The sequence below is a fragment of the Bacillus sp. IS1 genome, from assembly GCF_032461585.1.
In the GTDB taxonomy this organism is placed as follows: Bacteria; Bacillota; Bacilli; order Bacillales; family Bacillaceae; genus Bacillus; species Bacillus velezensis.
In genome coordinates, this window is sequence record NZ_JAWCWR010000001.1 from 61,634 (window position 1) to 78,068 (window position 16,435).

Annotated in this window: 20 protein-coding genes; 16 read left to right on the forward strand and 4 right to left on the reverse strand. The window is 46.8% G+C overall.

The window, feature by feature from the left end; all coding sequences use genetic code 11:
- Nucleotides 1–39 precede the first annotated feature (39 nt).
- The 16 genes from RUW00_RS00370 to RUW00_RS00445 all read left to right on the forward strand — a co-directional run bounded on the left by RUW00_RS00370 (nt 40) and on the right by RUW00_RS00445 (nt 14,148).
- On the forward strand, nt 40–192 hold the full coding sequence (locus tag RUW00_RS00370) for a hypothetical protein (RefSeq protein ID WP_015239684.1): 153 nt from the start codon (nt 40–42) through the stop codon (nt 190–192).
- Complete coding sequence (locus tag RUW00_RS00375; RefSeq protein WP_315956427.1) at nt 180–5,306, forward strand: transglycosylase SLT domain-containing protein; 5,127 nt, start codon at nt 180–182, stop codon at nt 5,304–5,306. The genes RUW00_RS00370 and RUW00_RS00375 overlap by 13 nt, the downstream gene beginning before the upstream one ends.
- Nucleotides 5,299–5,958 (forward strand): LysM peptidoglycan-binding domain-containing protein, encoded by a 660-nt coding sequence (locus RUW00_RS00380; protein ID WP_007610816.1) that lies wholly within the window; start codon nt 5,299–5,301, stop codon nt 5,956–5,958. The genes RUW00_RS00375 and RUW00_RS00380 overlap by 8 nt, the downstream gene beginning before the upstream one ends.
- Before the next feature lie 13 nt (nt 5,959–5,971).
- Entirely contained in the window at nt 5,972–6,949 is a 978-nt protein-coding gene (locus tag RUW00_RS00385) for an XkdQ/YqbQ family protein (RefSeq protein ID WP_209388143.1), read from the forward strand.
- Nucleotides 6,949–7,215, forward strand: a complete 267-nt coding sequence (locus RUW00_RS00390; RefSeq protein WP_259425373.1) for a DUF2577 domain-containing protein — start codon at nt 6,949–6,951, stop codon at nt 7,213–7,215. The genes RUW00_RS00385 and RUW00_RS00390 overlap by 1 nt, the downstream gene beginning before the upstream one ends.
- A gap of 103 nt (nt 7,216–7,318) precedes the next feature.
- Entirely contained in the window at nt 7,319–7,744 is a 426-nt protein-coding gene (locus RUW00_RS00395) for a DUF2634 domain-containing protein (protein ID WP_003154825.1), read from the forward strand.
- On the forward strand, nt 7,737–8,783 hold the full coding sequence (locus RUW00_RS00400; protein ID WP_072177385.1) for a baseplate J/gp47 family protein: 1,047 nt from the start codon (nt 7,737–7,739) through the stop codon (nt 8,781–8,783). Before RUW00_RS00395 ends, RUW00_RS00400 begins: the two co-directional genes overlap by 8 nt.
- Nucleotides 8,767–9,345: a YmfQ family protein gene (locus RUW00_RS00405; protein WP_007407262.1), complete on the forward strand. Its 579-nt coding sequence runs from the start codon at nt 8,767–8,769 to the stop codon at nt 9,343–9,345. Before RUW00_RS00400 ends, RUW00_RS00405 begins: the two co-directional genes overlap by 17 nt.
- The gene (locus RUW00_RS00410; RefSeq protein WP_003154822.1) at nt 9,342–9,614 is read left to right on the forward strand and encodes a hypothetical protein; all 273 of its coding nucleotides are present in this window, start codon (nt 9,342–9,344) and stop codon (nt 9,612–9,614) included. Before RUW00_RS00405 ends, RUW00_RS00410 begins: the two co-directional genes overlap by 4 nt.
- Nucleotides 9,615–9,616: 2 nt before the next feature.
- Nucleotides 9,617–11,206, forward strand: a complete 1,590-nt coding sequence (locus RUW00_RS00415) for a hypothetical protein (RefSeq protein WP_029973066.1) — start codon at nt 9,617–9,619, stop codon at nt 11,204–11,206.
- Between the two features lie 12 nt (nt 11,207–11,218).
- Nucleotides 11,219–11,644 (forward strand): XkdW family protein, encoded by a 426-nt coding sequence (locus tag RUW00_RS00420; RefSeq protein ID WP_029973065.1) that lies wholly within the window; start codon nt 11,219–11,221, stop codon nt 11,642–11,644.
- A 4-nt stretch (nt 11,645–11,648) separates the two neighbouring features.
- On the forward strand, nt 11,649–11,846 hold the full coding sequence (locus RUW00_RS00425) for an XkdX family protein (RefSeq protein WP_007610833.1): 198 nt from the start codon (nt 11,649–11,651) through the stop codon (nt 11,844–11,846).
- Nucleotides 11,847–11,902: 56 nt separating this feature from the next.
- Complete coding sequence (locus tag RUW00_RS00430) at nt 11,903–12,664, forward strand: phage portal protein (RefSeq protein ID WP_095271625.1); 762 nt, start codon at nt 11,903–11,905, stop codon at nt 12,662–12,664.
- A gap of 51 nt (nt 12,665–12,715) precedes the next feature.
- Nucleotides 12,716–12,979, forward strand: a complete 264-nt coding sequence (locus RUW00_RS00435; protein ID WP_003154815.1) for a hemolysin XhlA family protein — start codon at nt 12,716–12,718, stop codon at nt 12,977–12,979.
- A 13-nt stretch (nt 12,980–12,992) separates the two neighbouring features.
- Complete coding sequence (locus tag RUW00_RS00440) at nt 12,993–13,256, forward strand: phage holin (RefSeq protein ID WP_003154813.1); 264 nt, start codon at nt 12,993–12,995, stop codon at nt 13,254–13,256.
- 13 nt (nt 13,257–13,269) lie between these two features.
- Nucleotides 13,270–14,148 carry an N-acetylmuramoyl-L-alanine amidase gene (locus RUW00_RS00445; RefSeq protein ID WP_007407257.1) on the forward strand — a complete coding sequence of 293 codons (879 nt, stop codon included), beginning with the start codon at nt 13,270–13,272 and terminating at the stop codon, nt 14,146–14,148.
- Nucleotides 14,149–14,182: 34 nt separating this feature from the next.
- Here RUW00_RS00445 and RUW00_RS00450 read toward each other — a convergent pair whose 3' ends face one another.
- The 4 genes from RUW00_RS00450 to RUW00_RS00465 form a co-directional block, all read right to left on the reverse strand.
- Entirely contained in the window at nt 14,183–14,308 is a 126-nt protein-coding gene (locus RUW00_RS00450; RefSeq protein WP_003154809.1) for a hypothetical protein, read from the reverse strand.
- A gap of 96 nt (nt 14,309–14,404) precedes the next feature.
- A complete protein-coding gene (locus RUW00_RS00455; RefSeq protein ID WP_003154807.1) occupies nt 14,405–14,575 on the reverse strand; it encodes a type II toxin-antitoxin system SpoIISB family antitoxin in 171 nt (56 codons plus the stop codon).
- Nucleotides 14,576–15,322, reverse strand: a complete 747-nt coding sequence (locus tag RUW00_RS00460) for a type II toxin-antitoxin system SpoIISA family toxin (RefSeq protein WP_007407256.1) — start codon at nt 15,320–15,322, stop codon at nt 14,576–14,578.
- A gap of 104 nt (nt 15,323–15,426) precedes the next feature.
- On the reverse strand, nt 15,427–16,425 hold the full coding sequence (locus RUW00_RS00465; protein WP_003154805.1) for an inorganic phosphate transporter: 999 nt from the start codon (nt 16,423–16,425) through the stop codon (nt 15,427–15,429).
- Between the last annotated feature and the right edge of the window lie 10 nt (nt 16,426–16,435).

Sequence of the window (16,435 nt, forward strand, 5' to 3'; positions counted from 1 at the left end):
AAAGATGGGAATAAGGAAGCCGTGTATCTCTATTACGCGATGCATGAGCTTCATTATTCTCCATCAGAACTGAAAGAGTTATATGAAGCACCGAGACATTTTAAGGCGCTGTTGTACGGTTTAATCGGTTACAAGCTGGACATTCTTGAAAAACAAGCGAAGAAAGGGGGAGCGACATCATGGCAAAGCTGACCGCCCGTTTTGAATTGGAAGATCGGGTTTCAAAGAAAATAAGGAAAATCCAAAATGGCTTCAGAGCGCTTGAGAAATACAGGAAAATGACAAAACGCCAAAGTGAAATTGATATACGCAAAGAGAGTAAATCTGTTTTAAGAACAATTGACCGCATCCAGCGCTCTATGAAAAGAAAGCTGGGCGCACAAATGATCTCTATTTCAGCTGAAGACGGAGCCAGTGCCGTCATTCAAAAGGTGCAAACCCAATTAGCGGGTCTGCCTGCGTCTTTAACCATTAAAATAGGAGCAAAAGACAGCGCGACAGCGGCATTAGAGAGATTGCGGGATCTGGCTGCAGGTTTTAAAGGATTTACCGTTTCACTGTATGCGTCAGACGAAGTGACCCCTGCCATGGAACGCATCAAACGCTATATGCAATCTGCGTTAAAGAACGGGTACTCTGTCACTATACGCGTCATAGATCACGTCATGAAAACAGTCGGCCGAATTTCAGCGGGCATTGATTCGCTGACGGGAAAAAACAATGTCATTCAATTATCGTTAAACGAAAAGGTGACAGCACAGCTGGCTGCAATGCAAAAGAATATGCCGGACGTCGGAAAAGCTTCTGCATCTGCTGCTCCTGCTTCGCCGAAAAACGATTTTTCAATGCTTGACTCCATTGCAGACACCTTCATGAAAAAAGTCAATGACATCGCATCCAAATTTTATCCGGAAACAATCATAGCGGAACTGGATAAATTCGCTGCAAACTTTATGAAGAAAGCGGATGAAATCGCAAGCAAATTCAGCCCTGAGACGATTTTAGCAGAGCTGGACAAGTTCACGACCTCATTCATGGGGAAAGCGGACGAAATCGCGAGCAAATTCAGCCCTGAGACGATTTTAGCCGAACTGGACAAGTTCACAACGTCATTCATGGGGAAAGTAGACGAAATCGCGAGCAAATTCAGCCCGGAGACGATATTAACCGAACTGGATAAGTTCACAATGTCATTCATGGGAAAAGTGGACGAAATCGCGAGCAAATTCAGCCCTGAGACGATTTTAGCAGAGCTGGACAAGTTCACGACCTCATTCATGGGGAAAGTGGACGAAATCGCGAGCAAATTCAGCCCTGAGACGATATTAGCCGAACTGGACAAGTTCACGACCTCATTCATGGGAAAAGTAGATGAGATCGCAAGCAAATTCAGCCCTGAGACGATTTTAGCAGAGCTGGACAAGTTCACAACGTCATTCATGGGAAAAATAGACGAAATCGCGAGCAAATTCAGCCCGGAGACGATATTAACCGAACTGGACAAGTTCACGACATCATTCATGGGAAAAGTAGACGAAATCGCGAGCAAATTCAGCCCGGCAACGATATTAACCGAACTGGACAAGTTCACGACCTCATTCATGGGGAAAGTGGACGAAATCGCAAGCAAATTCAGTCCGGCAACAATCTTAGCAGAGCTGGACAAGTTCACGACCTCATTCATGGGAAAAGTAGATGAGATCGCAAGTAAATTCAGCCCTGAGACAATTTTAGCAGAGCTGGACAAATTCGCTGATTCGTTTATGAAAAAGGTAGACGGGGTCGTGAGTAAATTCAGTCCGGAAGCCATATTGAAAGAACTGGATAAATTCACTGATTCATTTATGAAAAAGATAGATGACGTTGTCAGCAAATTCAGTCCGGAGACCATATTGAAAGAGCTGGATCATTTTACTGATTCGTTTATGAAGAAAGTCGACGACGTTGTCGGTAAATTCAGTCCTGATAAGCTAATCGACCGCGCCGAACAATTTGTAAATGACACGATTGACCGAATTTCTGAGAAATTCGATTTTCTCAATCCGGATAAGATTTTGGAAAAAGTGGAGCAGTTTACATCCTCACTGTTCGGAGGCATTGATAAAAAGTTCGGCAAATTCAGTCCTGATGCGATCATCGAAAAAGCCGAGGCATTTGTTGATAAAATTGTAAGCAAGATTGCCAAGAAATTTGAGAAATTCAGCCCGGACAAAATCATCGAAAAAGCCGGGGAATTAATAGAAAAAATATTTTCAGGAATCGCTGAAAAATTAGGCAAACTCAATATCGGCGGATTATTAGGCGGCGGCACGAAAAAAGAAAAGAGTAAGGGCGGCCTTTCTGCCGGCGGCACCAACAGCCCGAAGCGTCCTGATCTGACAAAGGGTTCACAGCGCACGGTAACAGCGCCAAAATCTTCAGGAAAGTCAGCCAAAAAAACCGGCGGGGCTTTGGGGGGCTGCTGCTGCTGTACCGGAGTGACGAGGGGTAAAAGCAGTAAAGTCGAAGAGCGGAATAAATCTTCAAAACGAGGTTCATCCGCAAAGGGAAGCAAACAGGCATCCGTAAACACGCCGAAAACAAAAGGGGCAGGTAAAGGCATCGGCGCGCTTTTGAAAGGCTTAGGAGATTCAAAGGCGCTAAAAGGCGGTTTGAAAGGGTTAAAAGGTGCCGCTAAAGGAATTCCCGGCATAGGTGAATTGTTATCACTTACTGATTTAGCCGGCATCAATAAAGATAATGCAGGAGAGAAGGTCGGCTCAGCAGGCGGCGGTCTTGCCGGAGCCGCGGCCGGAGCGGCAATCGGCAGCGTTGTTCCCGGAGTGGGCACATTAATCGGCGGCGCGGTAGGCGGCATCGCCGGCAGTTTAGGCGGTTCCAGCTTGGGAGAGGCCTTTGATTCAGGGGCTTTGAAAGACACGTGGAATGATATTTCCAAAGCGGCGCAAAGTGCTTGGACAACAATACAAGATACTTGGGGAAGCGTTTCATCCTGGTTCATGGAAAATGTATGGACGCCGGTTTCATCAGCTGTCGTCGGAGTGGCGACAAGCATCTGGTCAAATATCGTGAATGCGTGGACGACGATTCAAGGGATTTTCAGCACGGTGTCATCCTGGTTCATGGAAAATGTATGGACGCCGGTTTCATCGGCTGTCGTCGGAGTGGCGACCAGCATCTGGTCAAATATCGTGAATGCGTGGACGACGATTCAAGGTGTCTTCAGCACAGTATCCGGCTGGTTTATGAGCACGGTGTGGGAGCCCGTAAAATCGGCTGTCGTCGGAGTGGCGACGTCCATTTGGAGTAAAATCACAGGTGCTTGGGATAAAATTAAATCCGTTTTCAGTACGGTTTCCGGCTGGTTCATGGATACTGTCTGGAATCCGGTGAAAGACATGGTGAAAAATGTCGGTAAAGGAATATCAGATGCTTTCCAGACTGCTTTAGATACGGTAAAGGGTATATGGAAAGGGTTAAGCGGCTGGTTTGAGAAACATATAAAAGAACCTCTTGTAAAAGTGGGAACAGCCATATCAGATGCTTTTTCTGCAGCATTCGACTGGGTGAAAAAGATTTGGGATAAAACCGGCGGCAAAATGATTTCAGGCATAATGAACTTTGTCACAGGAGGCGGCGGAGATAAAAAGAAAAAAACGGACAAAAACGCCACGGGCGGCTACATTACAAAGCCGACCATTTCCTGGATCGGTGAAGCCGGTAAAGAATTTGTCATCCCCGTCGACAACAATCGCGGCCGCGGGAAGATGCTGCTTTCACAAGCTGCGTCTAAGCTCGGCATGCGTGTTGTCGATGATATGGGCGCGGCTTCGGCTCAGTCTTCTGCTGTGCCGGCGGGAGCGGGCGGTGTTTCTTCTTCCGCATCTGTATCGGCCGCGGCGTCTGTAGAGGCATTCGGACTTGGCGGTACGGCTTCATCACTCGGCAAACAGTTTACTGAAGGCTTTGACAGCGGAATCAGCAAAAAAGCGGTGGATATGGACGGCTGGAAGGAAAAAAACATCGGAACGCCGTTCAATGCCCTCATTTCGTCTTCATCCGGTTACGGAAAGCAAGTCGTTGCGGGCTATGCCAAAGGTCAGAATACTTCGCCGACGGGCACCGATTCATTTTTAAAAACAAAGGTGAAAACACCTTATCAATCGGCGGTTAATCAATCGTCATCATGGGGCGCCGCAACGGTGAAAGGATATTCGGCCGGACAGAATGCAAAAGATACGGGAACGTCGCAATACGTAAGCACACATATCAATAAACCGTTTGTGCAATCAAGAGATTCCGCGAACGGCTGGGGGTCAGGCCTGATCGGACACTTCGTATCAGGGATGACTGCAAAAGGAAGCGAAGTCAAACAGGCTGCCAAAGAAATGGCCAAAAAAGTCGAGGACGCATTCAGGGAAGAGCTTGATATTCACTCTCCTTCCCGTGTCATGATGAGTCTCGGACGCTTTGCTTCAGTCGGCGTCGTCAAAGGGCTCGGCTCAGTTGACGTGAAAAAATACGCCGAAAAACAGGCAGGCTCGCTTGCAGCAGCCTTTTCCGGCATGGGTGCAGCGGGAGGAAGCGTCAAAGAGTGGCTTTTGGCCGCAATGAAAGCAACCAATACGCCGATCAGCTGGCTTCCGGGATTAATGACGATCGCACAGCATGAGTCAGGCGGCAACCCTAATTCCATTAATCTATGGGACAGCAACGCCAAAGCCGGACACCCGTCACAGGGGCTTATGCAGACGATTCCGAGCACCTTTGAAGATCACAAAGCGCCGGGCATGAATGATATCAGAAATCCAATTCATAACGCCGCTGCCGCTATCGGCTATATTAAAAGCCGATACGGCTCGATCAGCAATGTCCCCGGGATTAAAAGTATGGCTCATGGAGGCCCTTACGTCGGTTATGCCAATGGGGGTCTGATTACCAAGGAGCAGATCGCCCGTGTCGGCGAAGGGAACAAACGGGAGTGGATCATCCCTGAAGAGCGGGGCATCCGCGGCCGTTATCTGCTGCAAAAAGCGGCTCAAGCGCTCGGCATGGAAGTGTCCGACCCGTCACAGACGGAACCGGCGGCGCTTTCAGCCGGCACGGTTTCCGCAGCCGTTAAAGGCGGCGGACAAACCGTTCAAAAAACGGGAACAAAAGAAATTAAAATCGAATTCAGCGGCGATCAGCATTTCCATAACGGACAGGACGCCGACAGCCTCGCCGCCAAAATCAAACAGGCGCTGATTGATGAACTGCAAAAAGACATTTATACCGGAGCAAAGGGGGCCGTTGCTTTTGACTAAATCTGTTTACGAATTTTGGCTGTCTCAGGGAAAGGACAAGCTCCGGCTTCCCGTTCTCCCTGAAGCGATTGATATCGCAAACAGCGTGCAGAATGATTCCGTGAAAGTCACCGGACTTGGAGAGGTGACGTTTATCGAAGAACCGGGAGCGAAAGAAATTTCGTTCTCTTCTTTTTTTCCGAAACGGTACAGCCCGATTGCCGAATATCAAAGCATCCCTTCGCCGGAAAAAGCCATTTCAGCCATTGAAGCATGGATGAAAGCGAAAAAACCCGTTCAGTTTTTGATTACAGGGACAAAAATCAATGTCACATGCAGCATTGAAAGCTTTAATTACAGCGAAGGTGACAATGAAATCGGCGACCGGAATTTTGATATCGTACTGAAAGAATATAAAACCGCTTCGCCAAGAAAAATCAAACAAAAGAAAAAAACGAAAGCGAAGCGCCCGTCCAAAGCTTCACCCAAAACATATACCGTCAAAAAAGGGGATACGCTTTGGGACATCGCCGGCAAGTTTTACGGAAAACACACGGAGTGGCGGAAAATCTGGAACGCGAATAAAACCGCCATGATTAAGCGCAGCAAACGGAATATCCGGCAGCCGGGGCATTGGATCTTCCCGGGGCAGAAGCTGAAGATACCGCAATGAAACGGGTGAAAAGATGATTGAACTATTTGTCATAAAAGAAACGGAGTGGCTCGAGCTTGTCACAGAAAGCGTCACGCTGGAAGGACACAGATATCAGGCGCCCCGCTCCATCGAAGCGAAGATTGTCGTAAAGCAGGGCAGCCAGACGTATTACGGCGTATCAGAAGGGGACACGGTTTTGTTCAAATGGAACGGAAAAGAGCTGTTCCGCGGCGTTGTTTTTGCAAGAACGCCCGATGAGCATACCGTCGCCTTCACCGCATACGATATGCTTCAATACCTTGTGAAAAACCAGGACGTTTACGTGTTTTCCAACAAGCGCGCCGATCAAATATTAAAAAGGATCGCCAGCGATTTTCAAATTCCCGTCACATCCATTGCCAACACAGGCCATACCATTAAATCACTCGTTTTTAAAAATGATACAAGCCTTTACGATATGATGCTAAAAGCTTTAAAGCAGACAAAAAGCCAGACGGGGCGCAATTATCAGCTCTATTCAGAAAAAGGCAGGCTCGGCTTGCGTGAATGGCCGGAGCCGTCTGACATATGGGTGCTGGAAACAGGAGTTAATATCACAGGGTATCAATACAGCACCTCAATTGATGACACCGCAACCCGTGTCGTCATGCGGCTGCAAAAAGACAATAAAACCGTGAAGGCTTCCGCGTCAGACAGCGCGGGCATGAAAACATTCGGCGTTTTGCAGTATACCGAAACGGTTTCTGACGACATTAATGAAGCCCAGCTGAAACAGCGCGCAAAAGTGAAGCAGGCTGAGAAAAAAGGCGTTAAGAAAGAGCTGAAAAATATACAGGCGATCGGTATTCCTGGGTTGGAAAGCGGATTGCCGGTCTATATCTCAATTCCGGAAATCGGGCTGAAGAAAACCTATTATGTAGATACGGACCGCCATGAATTCCAAGGAACAAAACATACCATGACGATTGACGTCACGGAGAAAAATTCACTTCCGGAGGGGACATCCTGATGAGATTAAGTGATGCCATTAAACATTTAGCCGTCGGAGCGGTTGACGCCGAAGCGCCGGTGGAGCTGATGCCGGCCGAAGTGACCTCCGTTTCGCCGCTCGAGCTGAAACTGAAAGATCACGACAAACTTTTGATTCCGTCTGATGCACTTATTTTGCCGAAGCGGCTGAGATCCGGAGAAGAGGATCAGCTCCAGGCGGGAGATCGGGTGATGACCGCCGCTTTAACAGGAGGACAGTCTTTCTTTGTACTGGACAAAATTTAACCGGCATCCGGACGGAAATGTACGAGAATATCAGCCTATTAAAGCCGCTTCATCATCCGAAGAGGGCTTTTTTACATGATCAAATCTAAAAGGAGCGGGTGCAATGGCCCTGACACCGGAAATCGAATTTGAAGATTTGGAGGATGCGAGTGAGGCCGTTGAGACTTCACAAACCTACCGAATTGATTTTGAAAACAACCGGATTACCAATGAACTGATAAACGGACTGGACGCAATCAGACAATTCGTCTATATCGCTCTTCACACAGAACGGTATTCATATTCGGTTTTCAGTCATGATATCGGAAACGAACTTCAGGAAGTGCTTTCAGATCAGAACACGACGGATGCTTATAAAAAAATGGAGATTCCAAGACTGATAGAAGAAGCCTTGCTGTATGATGACCGTATTTTGGCCGTTACCAATTTTGAGATTGAGAAAAAAGATGATGCCTTCATCGTCTCTTTTACCGTTGAAACTGATGAGGGCATGCTTGAGATAGAGGAGGTGCTGGGTGAGGATGTTTGAAGCTCAGACGTTTGACGACATTATGGACAGAATGCTGGCGCGCGTTACGGCGGATATTGATACGAGAGAAGGCAGCGTCATTTACAATGCGCTCGCGCCTGCGGCCGCTGAGCTCGCAAAGTCTTATATTTGGCTTGATACCGTGCTGGAGCTCGTGTTTTCCGATACGGCTCAGGGAGAATTTCTGGACAGGCGTGCTGCTGAAGCGGGAATTGAACGAACACCTGCCACAAAAGCGGTCAGAGCCGGAGAATTCACAGCGGGCATCACCATTCCGCCAGGCTCCCGTTTCTTCGTTGATAACCTGTATTTTCAATATACGGGGGATGGAACGCTTGAATGTGAAACAGCCGGTGAAGCGGGCAATGCCGGCATTTCAGGGCAGAACCTGCTGCCGCTTGATACGATACCCGGGCTTGAGAAAGCAGTCATGCGCGATATATTAATTCCCGGCCGTGAGGAAGAAGACGACAACAGCTTAAGGGCGCGCTATTTTACCCGTGTCCGCCGGGAGGCAGTCAGCGCAAATAAACAGCATTATAAACAATGGGCCGAAGAGGTTGACGGCGTCGGCAGGGCGAAAATCTTCCCGCTTTGGAACGGAGCCGGAACGGTGAAGGTTGTCATCACAAATGCGAATTTGGAACCGGCATCAGATATTCTGATCAAGAAAGTAAAGGATTATATTGATCCGGACGAAGAGCAGGGAGAAGGACAGGCGCCGATCGGAGCGGCAGTAACGGTGGAAAGCGCCGTATGGAAGGAAATCGAAATCTCCGCTTCCGTGCTGCCTGAGCTGAACAGCTCGATCGATGACGTAAAAGCGGAGATTGAAAAAGGCGTCCTGAATTTATTTAAGAAAATGGCCTTCGAAGAAAACACCGTCCGTTTATCACAAATTAACAACATCGTTTATAACTCGGCATCCGTCAGTGACTACGCCGATATCAAAATGAACGGTGCGGCGGAAAACCTCGTGCTCAGTGACGTGGAAATTCCTAAACTCAAAGAGGTGACAATCCTTGAGCAGACTCGATGAGATGACGGCGTACCTCCCGCCGTTTTTAACCCGATTAAAAGAGATGGCACAGCTGCTTGAGGCGGAAGCTCCTGAGTTTGAGCGGCAGAATAACGATATTTTCGATTTGACAGATCAGCTCTTTATCACGACGGCGACGTGGGGGCTTGACCGCTGGGAAAAAATATTAAAAATACCGCGGGAATCAGGTGACACGGAGGATATGAGACGGCTCAGGCTGATTTCGAAGATGTCGAATATTCCGCCCATCACACATCAAGCGATCGAGCAGGCGCTAAACCGTTTTTTAAAACATCCGTCAGCTTACGTTCGGATGTTTCCGGGGCAGTATCGTTTTTATGCCGATATCGGGCTTGATGACCTGCAGCACATGAACGAGCTGATTGAAACGCTTGAAAAAATCAAACCCGCTCATTTGGCGTATACACTGAGAGCCGCATTAAACGAAACACTGGAAATCAAAGACCGGGTCATTCTCAACAATCGGAGATACCGAAAAGTCAGTGAACTGAAGGTCGGTTATTCCGTCACACTCAACAATAACGAGGTGGTCTTACCATGATATCAGCCGCTTACAGACAGCGTGCCGCAGCCGATCTGAAAAACAGGATCACAAAAGTGCTGTTAAACGGCAAAGAAACTCCGATTGCGGACATTTCCGTAAAAGATGCCGCAGTCACCGTTCTCACACGCAGGGAAGAAGACGTCAAACACATTGAAACCGTGCAGATGCTTGACGAAACAGGAAGCGTCATCACAGAACGAAAAACAAATTTAGATCTCAGCAATAACAGAACGCTTGATTTAAGATTTACCTTTGAGGTGGTGTAACGATGGCTTACGAAGAAAAAACAGACTGGCTTCCGGACGATCCGATTAACGAAGATGACGTCAACCGCTGGGAAAAAGGCATAAAAGACGCCCACACGGATCTGGCGGCCCATAAAAACGACATGAACAACCCGCACAAAACGACAAAGGCCCAAATCGGTCTCGGAAACGTGGACAATGTCCAGCAGGCAGCAAAAAAAGATTTCGACCGGCACAATCAAGATCTGGACCGGCATGTGACGAAGGAAGAGCGCCAGAAGTGGAATAACGGGCAATTAACAAAGCTGACGGATGATTCAGGGAAATATTTAATAAGTATACAAGATGGCTTGGATTTTCATCAAATTGTAGATCAGCTTAATCAATCTTTTTTCTTTTACACAAATAACACGGGAGTTCATACTCCCCCGCTATCCGCCAGAGGTTTATATATCGGATTCAAGTCTTATGGTGAGGCTCTGGCGATGGATTATGAAGGCGGCACATGGAGAAAAACCCTTAAAGCTTCCGGCTGGACTGATTGGGTTCAGTTAGAAACTTCGGAAGGCGCCCAAAAAAAAGTCGATGCCCACACAAAGCAGACTGATATCCATGTAACGAAAGCTGAGAAGGATACATGGAACGCAGGCCAGCTGTTTAAAATCACCGCCGATAATGGCACCCAAAAAATCAATTTAACTTCCGGCTCGTTTTATGACTCGTTAAAAGACGTTGGTTCTGTAACATTTTACGGAACCAATGCAGTAACAGACAACCCGTCAAATACGAGTCTGCGCGGTATGCAGTTAGTGGGGCAGCCGGGAATAGGTAATGGTTATGCTGTAGACGTAAAGGGTAACGCATGGTGGTTTTACTATAACTCTAATCAAACAGCAATCAATTGGTATCCAATTGAATCCATAGCTGGAGCGCAGTCAAAGGTCGATGCACATGCGATAGATTCATCAATTCATATAAGTCCTATCGAAAGAGACAAATGGAACGGCGGCCAGTTGGCGAAATTGACAAAGGATGATGGGAAACGGACACGCTTAGAAAGCGGATCAGACATACTGGCACTGAGCTCGGGATTTTATTATGGAATGGGTGCTCAGCTGAAAAACAATCCGGTTGAAAATGATAATTCCTTTTTTAACTATGATGTGATTGAGAGTGAGTCAGGTAGAAAGTCGATTTTGGCTTGGAGAAGTTACGATAATAATGTATGGATTGCGACTGTTCATACAGACGGTGTTTTTAAGGGGTGGAAACGTCTATTTACTGAAGAAGAATTTAATAAAATGACCTGGTATGATTTAACACTAATTAATGGGCATAAGGCTGGCGCAAGAAATCCTCAGTATGCAGTGTGGGGCAACCAGGTATTCACTCGTGGTGAAGTGGTTCCTCCAGATTTCGACAGCATTTTCGCTGTACTTCCTTCTGAAGCTCACCCTTCAACACAGAAATCAATGGCTGCCCCACTCTTTGGAACAACCGGGATAACAAAATATTATGCCGAACCAACGGGAGAACTGAGAATTAACGGAAAATACGCCAAAATAGAGGGGAATATTACAGGGATTTCAATAGATAATAATTTCACTTTGTAATGGGGGATGAATATGCAAGTCTTTTTGTATGATGAGAATTTTTATTTTCAAAGGCCTGAAATCTTAAACAGTACATCAAGTTCAATGCCGCAAAACTCAACAACCATAAAACCTCCGGACGGCTTATGGAGACCGCAGTTTGATGAAGTAAATAAAATTTGGAACGAATCTGCTGATAAAGAATATAAGGAAAATCAAAAAAACAAGTATCAGGATGTGGTGGAGCCGGATCCCATCGTGGAACAGTTGAAAGAAATCGGACAGCAACTGGCAGATGAAAAACTTGTGAGAAAACAAGCAGAACAAGCTCAAAATGCTTTAGGTGTACAATTGTCTGCCGAAGTGGTGGCAAGGGAGAAAACAGAGATGCTGAATAAAGCTTTAGGTGAACAATTAGTATCTTTAAAATTAGAATTATTAAACGTAAAAGGAGAATGAAAAAATGAAGAGACTTAACTTTTGGGTTTACGCTTTGTTTTATAAGTGGGCCTCAATAGAAATGGTAAAACAGGCTATGGGCTATGATGACTGCTCTGCCGAAGATCTGGCTGAAGGTGTGGCCGCGAAGTATATCACGCCTGAGGAATTTCAAGAAATAACGGGTGAAACATACGAAAACTATAAAAATGCTGTGTCATAAGCCGAACGGCTTTTTTTATTTGTCATTTTTAATAAATCAGAAAAGGAGGACGGCCGATGAAAAAGCATTCATTTGAATTTCCCGCCGATCAACTTGGCAGACCCGGCGCAGTAAAAGCTTATCGCGGTAACAAAAACGATTATGTCACACCGGTTGCTGATTTGTCCGGAATGACAGAGCTTCTTACCAATACGCCGCTAGAAGCGATTGAAGTATACAGCCAATTCGGACAAGACCGTTTAGGAGCCGTCTTAATAGACAGAGCACAGGGGTGGGCTTATTCGGACCGCAGCGGAACTCTTTTTATCGAAGAGAGCGAGGATAACAATTCGTGGACGGCTTCACATTCTGTCGCAGTCAAAGGCGGAGTGCTGACCGCTTCGGGGTGGGTCAGTCTGACAAAAAGATATTACCGGTTCCGTTTTGAAAATGGAAATCAAAAGCAGTCCGAATTTGTTTTATACCAATCTGTCGGTACGGGCGGTGATATGGCGTTTTCATATACAGACGTGATTTTTCATGAAAATGCAGCAGAGGCGGGCGAGGGAAGCATCTTCTCAGCTGGCGCTTGGAAAAAACTTCTCGTCGAAATCACCGGCACGGCTGAGTCGGGCCATATCGCGTTTTGGGGGAGATCCATCTCGGGAAGAAATGTGCCGATCAGAGGAATCAGGTCTGAAGACGGAACATCAGCCGCCGGTACGTCAGGCACAGAAGAAGTGTGGTTATTTGATATTGCCGGCTTTAAGGAAATCGTCATGGAAATCAAAAGCATTTCCGGCGGGAGCCTTTCTGTCAAAGGCACGGCATTTTCTTAAGAATGAAACTTCCGAAGGGAGGTGAGAACAATGTAAGAGGGGGGAGCGGAAGTGCTTCTGGATGAACAAGCGGTGCAAAAAGAATTCGCAGGCATCAAAGGTGAACAAAAGGTGCTTGAACAGCGGGTGGCCGCATTAGAGCGGGTATCCGACCGGCAGGATCAGCAAATCATGACGCTGAATGAAAAACTGAACAAAATTGACGAAAACACAACATGGATTAAGCGGACCATTACAGGAGCGATCGTGACAGCAATCTGCACGGGCGTCATTGGCGGAGCCATCGCCATCATGTACAATCTGCTGCAAAAGTAGGGGGGAAACCGATATGAAATTCGCGGACAAAGGCACGGTCGTCAGGACGGTGCTTCTTTTGCTTGCTTTATTGAATCAAACTTTGCTGATGTTCGGCAAATCGCCGCTGAATATTCAGGAGGACCAGGTCAGCCAGCTTGCAGATACGCTGTATGCCGCCGGGTCGGCCGTTTTTACAATCATAACGACTGCCGCCGCCTGGTTTAAAAACAATTACGTTACAGCAAAAGGGAAAAAACAGCAGGCTTTATTAAAAATAAACAATTTATCGAAATAGGAGAGATGAGAATATGGTAAAAATCACACAGGATTTTATCCCGGCAGGAAACAATAACCGCCCAGGCTATGCAATGACACCGATTTACATTACGGTGCACAATACAGCCAATACCGCAGTCGGAGCTAACGCCAAAAGTCACGCAAGCTATGTGAAAAATCCCGATACACCGACAAGCTGGCATTTCACAGTCGATGATACGGAAATTTATCAGCATCTTCCGCTGAACGAAAACGGCTGGCATGCCGGTGACGGAAACGGGGACGGCAACCGTAAATCCATCGGTATTGAAATTTGTGAAAACGCAGACGGCAACTTTTCACAGGCCGTGGCAAACGCCCAATGGCTCATCCGCACATTAATGACGTCGCACGGCATCCCGCTTGCAAATGTCGTTGCGCACAAGCATTGGTCAGGAAAGCTTTGTCCGAGAAGACTGTTGGATACATGGGATGAGTTTAAAGCGGGAATCGGTTCTGGGGAAAGACAGACGTATACCGTCCAAAAAGGAGATACGCTGTCAGCGATCGCGCGGAAATTCGGCGTCAGCGTGGCCGATCTGCAGAAATGGAATAACATCGCTGACCCGAACCTGATTAAAGTCGGACAAGTACTGATCGTCAGCCCGCCGGTTGAAGCACTGTATTCTCTTCCGGACGAGGTGATTCAGCTGACAGAGCCGTACACGTCCGGTGAAAAGGTATACCAGGTGCAAAACGCGCTCGCCGCGCTTTATTTCTATCCTGAAAAAGGAGCTGTCAATAACGGCATTGACGGTATCTACGGTCCGAAAACCGCAGATGCCGTGGCCCGCTTCCAATCTGTAAACGGACTGACGTCTGACGGCGTCTACGGTCCCGCTGTAAAAGCGAAAATTCTGATGCAGCTTTAACAAAAAAGGCTGAGTCCCGTTCACATTGCGGGATTCAGCCTTTTTTCTTTTTTAACCGGTTCAATAGCCCGAGATTCCTCGCCCGCATCCTCAGCGAATAAGCGGAAAGCCCGAAGCGTCCGTAATCCACAAACTTTACGCGCCTGACAATTTTCTTCACATCATCACCTGTCGCATCTCTTTGTTAGTTTTATTATATGAAAGAAAAGGAAAAAAGGAATAAGGACAAGAGCCGTGTCTCCTGTCCTTAGTGTAATCAAGCTTTTTTTTGTTTATACTTGTCAATCAGCCGCTCGTTTTCTTTGAAAATTCTGGCGGTATGAGGGCTGACCTGGTAACTTGCGATACTTGTCATTGAACGTTTTTTAAACATTTTGAACGGTTTCGCTCTTTGTTCCGGCTGCCCGTTTTGAAATGCCTGCTCCATTTAACCGTCACCTTCCTCTTCTATTGGCAGCATTAAATCATAAATGCTCGTTAGCGATGTGAAAAGCAAATAATCGAATTCCGTCAACAGGTTTTCCGACGTGAGTTTGATCACGTAATGGCGGTTCTGGACTGTAAACGGAATAAGCACAAGCCTGCCTTTTTGATCATAGTAGACGTCTTTACGGTTAAGACGGGACTGAACGTCTGCCGCATCAGGCATATGCTCCGTCAAGCGGTCCTTATCCGATTGTGCGGAATAGTCGCACAAGGAAGCCGTGACATTCATTTTTTCGGCATAAGCGGCCAGCAGTCTGCTGATGCCTTCCGCATAAGCTTCTGTACTTCCATAATATACATGGATCGGTTCATTTTTCAACAGATATTGATAGGTTTTCAGTTTTTCAAGATAGGAGTGAAGCATTTCGTTATTTTCTTCTAAAATTTCCCGCGTATCCGTCTCTAATTCATTGCCGGCGAGCTTTTTGATATACGCGCTCAAAAAGATAAACGCATCAATAAGGGCAAAGCAGACGGCAACAATCAAATATTGTCTCCATGCGGCAAAGAGCGATTCAGGATCATATGTCCAATAGACCATGGAGCCCAGTACAAATAGTAAATACCACGTTTTACGGATGGCAAACATTTTTTCTTTTACCTTTGCCTCATACCGCCAGGATGCGTACACATATAAAATGAGTGCGGCCGCCATCGTCCACACCATAATCTGAAAAAACAAAAGCATGAGCATCCCTCACAATTTGAAAAATGGTCTGCTATGTTCATTCTATGTCATGACATCATTTTCCTGTCACAAAAAAAACCGCTTCTGTAAAGAAGCGGATGTCATCAGAAAAACAGATCTAAGATGAAAAAGGCGATGGCGCCGAGTGTACCTGCAATCGGCAGGGTGATGACCCATGTAATGAGCATCCGTTTAGCCGTTCCCCAGTTTACGCCTTTTACGCGGTGGGAAGCGCCCACACCGAGAATGGAAGACGAAATGACGTGTGTCGTGCTGACAGGGAGATGAATAAACGTGGCCCCGAAAATAATGGCTGCGCCGGTTAAGTCGGCAGATACGCCGTTTACCGGACGGATTTTCATAATTTTCCCGCCGACGGTTTTAATGATTTTCCAGCCGCCGATGGATGTGCCGAGACCCATTGCCAGGGCACAAGAGAGCTGCACCCAAAAAGGAATGGCATCACTTTTATGTAAATTGGCCGTCATAAGCGCCATCGTAATGATACCCATCGCTTTTTGCGCGTCGTTCGTTCCGTGTGTATAGGACTGAATGGCAGCCGTCAAAATCTGCACTCTGCGGAAGCGTTTATTTGTTTTCGCCAGATTGCTGTCTTTAAAAATCAGCTTCACGATCGAATATACGATAAAGCCGAGAACAAAGGCGATGATCGGTGATAAAATAAGTGCTTCGATAATTTTAATGAACCCTTTATAATTAAGCGTCGCAAAACCTGACGCTGCAATGGCCGCACCGGCGATCGCTCCGATAATCGCATGTGAAGAGCTGCTCGGAATGCCGAAATACCATGTGATCAAGTTCCAGGCGATTGCGGCGAGTAGAGCCGCCAGAATGACAACTGACCCGTTGTCTAATGTATAAGGATTCACAATGTCCTTTGTAATGGTTTTCGCCACACCGGTAAATGTCATCGCTCCGAGAAAGTTCATGATGGCGGCCATGACGATTGCGTGCCGCGGCTTCAGAGCTTTTGTCGAAACTGAGGTGGCGATTGCGTTTGCGGTATCGTGAAATCCGTTAATGAAGTCAAATACCAAAGCGCATATGACAATTAATATCGTTAAAAGTAATAGAGTATCCATTATAACCCCT